Source organism: Sphingobacterium sp. B16(2022) (genome assembly GCF_012030425.1).
Lineage (GTDB): Bacteria > Bacteroidota > Bacteroidia > Sphingobacteriales > Sphingobacteriaceae > Sphingobacterium > Sphingobacterium anhuiense.
Map to the genome: position 1 here is coordinate 1 of NZ_JAAUVN010000025.1, position 255 is coordinate 255.

General features: G+C 47.5%; 1 rRNA gene. It reads left to right on the forward strand.

Annotated features, from left to right (window positions below):
- Positions 1-255, forward strand: a 23S ribosomal RNA gene (locus tag HCX49_RS25290); the annotation flags it as partial.

Here is a 255-nt window from a genome sequence, read left to right on the forward strand (position 1 = left end):
TGTTGTAAAATACGCGAACGCGCTGAACTGAAACATCTAAGTAGGCGTAGGAGAAGAAAATAATAATGATTTCCCAAGTAGTGGCGAGCGAACGGGAAAGAGCCCAAACCAATAATGTTACGGCATTTTTGGGGTTGTAGGGCTGCGATATGGCATTAGCAAACAGAAGTGGAATGGGATGGGAAGCCCAGCGATACACGGTGATAGCCCTGTACACGTATAGAATGCTAGCCTAGCAGTACCCTGAGTACCGCG